We start from the raw sequence: 4,327 nt of genomic DNA on the forward strand, positions 1-4,327 counted from the left end.
TCGCCCGGGCCGCAGTGATGACCGCATCCATGCCGGAGCCGCACAGCCGGTTGATGGTGGTGCCCGACACCGACAGCGGCAGGCCGGCCAGAAGCAGCGCCATGCGCGCCACGTTGCGATTGTCCTCGCCGGCCTGGTTGGCACAGCCGAAGATCACGTCGTCGACCGCCGCCCAGTCAACCGACCCGTTGCGCGCCATCAGCGCCTTCAGCGCAACGGCGGCCAGATCATCCGGCCGCACCGAAGACAGCGATCCGCCAAAACGGCCGATCGGCGTGCGGATATAGTCGCAGATAAAGGCTTCGGTCATTGGGTGGCCTCGATAAATGTTGGCGGATGGAGACACGTCGTCATATATGTGTCGTAACAGACATGATTTAGTTTAACGTTCAAGGAATTCCAATGCAGTTTGCGCGGATAAACGACGTTGCGATCCACTACCAGGTCATCGGCGGGCCGGCAGACAAGCCTGTGCTGGTTTTTGTCAATTCGCTCGGAACAGATTTTCGCATCTGGCGCGATGTGATCGTTCGCCTCGCGGGCGATTTTGCCATCGTGGTTTACGACAAGCGAGGGCATGGTCTGTCCGAGGTCGGGCAGACGCCATACTCCATGGAAGACCTTGCCGTCGAACTCGCCGGGTTGCTCGATCTCCTCACGGTCAAAAATGCCTATGTCTGCGGGCTTTCGATCGGCGGCATGATCGCCCAGGCACTTTTCGAGCGACGGCCGGATCTGGTAAAGGCCCTGATCCTCTGCGACACGGCCCACAAGATCGGCACGGCGGAAACGTGGAACGCGCGCATCGAAAAGGTCGAGGCGGAAGGCATCGAGGCGATCGCCGATGGGGTGTTGGAAAAGTGGTTTACGGCGGCTTTCCGTCGACCGGAAAACACATCTTTCGCAGGTTATCGCAACATGCTCGTCCGGCAGCCCTTGACAGGCTACTTGGCGACCTGCGCGGCAGTTCGCGATGCCGATCTGACCGAGGTGGCTCGGCATATATCGGTGCCCACCCTTTGCGTCGTCGGCGACCAGGACCGTTCCACCCCGCCGGAGCTGGTGCTTTCCACCTCCAGGCTTATCGCGGACGCCCGCTATGAGGTCATCACGGACGCCGGCCACATTCCCTGCATCGAACAGCCCGAAACACTGACGGCGGTCATTCGGACCTTTATCCGCTCGATCACGAACTGACGGCATATTTCCCCGAGGCAGGCCTACTGGCGAAAGGACATTCGATTGGCACTCCCCCTATTCGATCTCAGCGGCCGCCGGGCACTGATCACCGGCTCGAGCCAGGGTATCGGCTTTGCCCTGGCGCTCGGGCTTGCACAACATCGCGCGGAGATCGTGGTCAACGGCCGTGATGCGGAGAAGACGGAGGCTGCCGTCGGCCGCCTGCAGTCACCTCCTGGCTTGCCCGAACCCCGGCCTGTCGTTGGGGTGAGGTTGAAGAGCTGGTCGGTGCAGCGGTCTTCCTATCGTCGGAGGCCTCGTCCTTTGTCACCGGGCATATGCTGATGGTCGACGGCGGCATTGCGACCAGCTTCGATGCAAGGAATTAGGATTCAGTTCTCATGGAGTACTATACTGGCGAAATTGCTGGCTTCGCACGACTGAAAAAGTGTGCTTACTTTGGCAGCAGTAGGGCCTTGGTACAAAGAGCGAATGAAGAAAGATAATTTCGAACTCAAATTCTGGGGAGTGCGGGGAAGCGTTCCCGTATCCGGACCGGAATTCGAGCGCTACGGTGGAAATACTTCCTGCATTGAATTGCGACATGGCGACAGACGTCTCCTTTTCGACGCCGGCACCGGCGTGCGTGAAGCCGCCCTGGCGCTCAAAGCCGACAGAGTGCGCCACATCGATTTGTTCTTCACGCATTCGCATTACGACCACATCATCGGCCTGCCGTTCTTCGATCCGATCTATACGCCGAGCGTCACCGTCGATCTCTGGTCCGGTCACCTCGCCGGCAAGACGACGACACGCCAGCTCATCGACCAGTTCATGCGACCGCCGTGGTTTCCGGTCGAACCGGATATTTGCCGCGCGACGCTCGGTTTCCGCGACTTCAAGGCCGGCGACGTTCTTGAGCCGCATGCCGGCATCGTCATAAGGACCGCTACGCTCAATCATCCGGGCGGCTGCATCGGCTATCGGGTAGAGTGGGCAGGACGCGTCATCGCGATGATCTACGACACCGAGCATATGGCTGGAAAGCTCGACCAGGCAGCGTTGTCGCTCATGGAAGGGGCTGATCTGGCAATCTACGACACGACTTATACGGAAGCCGAAATGCCGAAGCACCTCGGCTTTGGCCATTCGACGTGGCAGGAAGGCGTCAAGCTCGCCAAGCAAGCCAAGGTAAAGCGCCTGGCCCTGTTCCATCACGCTCCGGCTCGAACCGACAAGGAGCTTGACGCCATGCAGGCGCTGGCGCAGGCAAGTTTCCCTGGCGCCTTTGCAGCTTTCGACCGGCAGACGCTGCAGCTTTAGTTCAGCAACTCGGCGATCCCGCGCCAGCCAACGGCTGAACTGTCCTTCGTCTCTTCGAAAAGCTGGGCGATGAAGTCCCAGGCAGCGGCATCGTGAACAAGATGATGCGTCAGAACGCCGATGGGCTCACTGCCGCCGTCGAAGCGGTTTGCAAGTTCGGTCACCAAGTTCGCTACAAGCTCGGCATGGGGGCGGCAACCGCGCACCCCATGCCAGTTCATGATATCGACATGGCTATTGACCAGCGCGATCGAGCTCATCGCCGACGACTGCCCGTAGACCGAAACAGCCCGATATCCGAGATCGCCAAGCGACGGCAGCAGCGTCGGCGCGATACGGTTCCATGGCGGCACCAGCACCGGCGTGAATTGCCTGGGATAAAGCCTTTTCAGCTTATCGAAACCAGCTTTCAACTCAGCGAGAACAACAGGCCCAGGCCGCTCGGGACCCAGCTCCTGCTTCTTTCTATCGTCGGCGGCATGGTTGTCATGAGTCCAGCCGTGGACGATAACCGCCACGCGGTTTTCCCGCTGAAGGCGCATCGCGAGCGCCTCGCCGGTGACGGCCGGAATAACCGCGAGTGCGAGCGGTACGGCGAAATTCCCGGTCAAATCGAGCAGGCGGTCAAGTGGGGCCGTCGGCTCGATCGCGTCATCATCGCGAAGCCAAAGGTTCGCGGTCCGGCCGGCGGCTGCAAAGCGCAGCAACTCGTCTCGCAGCGGCCTCCAGATTGCGCTATCGCTCATAGTCATCTCCAAGATACTGCCGCAGAATGAGGTCGAGACTTTTGGATGCGGCGACAAGTGATCGTTCGCCGTGGACGAAACGGCTCGCCGCGGCGCCCATCTCTCTTCGTTTCGTGTCATCGTCAAGCATCGTGCCGACAGCCTCGGCGAAAGCCTTGATGTCTCCATCGGGCGTCAGCAACCCGGTCCGGCCGTGGATGACGACTTCCGGCACGCCGGCCGTCGCCTGCGCGACCACCGGTAGCCCTGCGGCCTGCGCTTCCAGATAGGCAAGACCATAGGCCTCGCCGCATCCGGGCCAGACATAGGTTCCGCCGCGCCGAAGCTCCGCAGCGATCATTTCCGCTGACAGCTCTCCCAGCCAATTGATGCGCTCTTTCTCAAACGCGCAGAATAGCGTCTGCACATCCGCCATTGCCGGACCACCGCCGATAATGCTCAGCGTCCAGGTCCTGTCTCCGATCAGGGCGAGAGCAGCGGCCAACGTTACATAGCTGTCGAACTTGTCGCCGCGTCTCATCATGGCGACAGTGACCAGACGGTCTCGGGCCTCGATTGCCGCCGCTCGAAAAAGCGTGTCGTCTACAAATGGCAAAAGCCGGGCGTAACGTCCTTCCGGGATGGCTGCGACAAGCCCTTTCCGGTCCCGCTCGGTAAAACAAATATTGACCGCCGCTTGGCGAACCGCTTGCGAAAGCAGCTGCTGGCTCTCTGCCCAGCCTGTCGCGTCATGTCGCGGGGAGTAGGACGCCTCCGCCGTCACATAGGGGATACCAAGCTCCGAAGCGATGCGCGGCCCGATCAGGTCCGGCGTCTTATAGTAGGTGTGATAGGTGAACCAAAGCTTCGGGGGGTCGGTACGCCACAAACGCAGCAGGCGATCGACCTCGCTTTCGGCAAAGGCAAGAATGCCCTCGCGCGAAACGTCGTTCGGGGTGGTCGCGAAGCTCCTCCAGACCGTCCAAAAACTCTTTGAAGGAATGATGGCATGCACTTTTCAATGCCGAAACTCGGTGGGCGACGAGATTTTCCGGATTTCGATGCCCAACGAGCTCGATAAGGCACTGCTGAGCACTTTG

6 protein-coding genes and 1 pseudogene are annotated in these 4,327 nt (G+C 60.4%); 4 read left to right on the forward strand and 3 right to left on the reverse strand.

Annotation, left to right across the window (positions count from 1 at the left end):
• The coding region (locus tag CPY51_RS08080) for a thiolase family protein (protein WP_476705522.1) at positions 1-310 on the reverse strand (310 nt) is incomplete at its 3' end.
• A 92-nt stretch (positions 311-402) separates the two neighbouring features.
• Between CPY51_RS08080 and pcaD the strand changes: the two genes are divergently transcribed.
• From pcaD to CPY51_RS08095, 4 genes and pseudogenes are all read left to right on the forward strand, one after another.
• Positions 403-1,197 (forward strand): 3-oxoadipate enol-lactonase, encoded by a 795-nt coding sequence (gene pcaD / locus CPY51_RS08085; protein ID WP_111159766.1) that lies wholly within the window; start codon positions 403-405, stop codon positions 1,195-1,197.
• 45 nt (positions 1,198-1,242) lie between these two features.
• Positions 1,243-1,392, forward strand: a pseudogene (locus CPY51_RS34025) (SDR family NAD(P)-dependent oxidoreductase); the annotation flags it as partial.
• A gap of 68 nt (positions 1,393-1,460) precedes the next feature.
• Positions 1,461-1,568, forward strand: coding sequence for a hypothetical protein (locus CPY51_RS34030; protein WP_420820679.1), 108 nt, complete (start codon positions 1,461-1,463; stop codon positions 1,566-1,568).
• A 103-nt stretch (positions 1,569-1,671) separates the two neighbouring features.
• Positions 1,672-2,502 carry an MBL fold metallo-hydrolase gene (locus CPY51_RS08095; RefSeq protein WP_111159767.1) on the forward strand — a complete coding sequence of 277 codons (831 nt, stop codon included), beginning with the start codon at positions 1,672-1,674 and terminating at the stop codon, positions 2,500-2,502.
• Here the strand turns inward: CPY51_RS08095 and CPY51_RS08100 are convergent.
• Both CPY51_RS08100 and CPY51_RS08105 read right to left on the reverse strand, forming a co-directional pair.
• Positions 2,499-3,248, reverse strand: a complete 750-nt coding sequence (locus CPY51_RS08100) for a polysaccharide deacetylase family protein (protein WP_111159768.1) — start codon at positions 3,246-3,248, stop codon at positions 2,499-2,501. The two genes, CPY51_RS08095 and CPY51_RS08100, sit on opposite strands and share 4 nt — an antisense overlap.
• A complete protein-coding gene (locus CPY51_RS08105) occupies positions 3,238-4,242 on the reverse strand; it encodes a glycosyltransferase family 4 protein (protein ID WP_111159769.1) in 1,005 nt (334 codons plus the stop codon). Before CPY51_RS08105 ends, CPY51_RS08100 begins: the two co-directional genes overlap by 11 nt.
• Between the last annotated feature and the right edge of the window lie 85 nt (positions 4,243-4,327).

This window comes from Arminella tubonensis, assembly GCF_003240585.1.
GTDB lineage: Bacteria > Pseudomonadota > Alphaproteobacteria > Rhizobiales > Rhizobiaceae > Rhizobium > Rhizobium tubonense.

What these genes read in the sequence shown, in the direction of transcription:
- pcaD (WP_111159766.1), top strand. Translation starts at nt 403, where the DNA reads ATGCAGTTTGCGCGGATAAACGACGTTGCGATCCACTACCAGGTCATC.
- CPY51_RS08095 (WP_111159767.1), top strand. Translation starts at nt 1,672, where the DNA reads ATGAAGAAAGATAATTTCGAACTCAAATTCTGGGGAGTGCGGGGAAGC.
- CPY51_RS08100 (WP_111159768.1), bottom strand. Translation starts at nt 3,248, where the DNA reads ATGAGCGATAGCGCAATCTGGAGGCCGCTGCGAGACGAGTTGCTGCGC.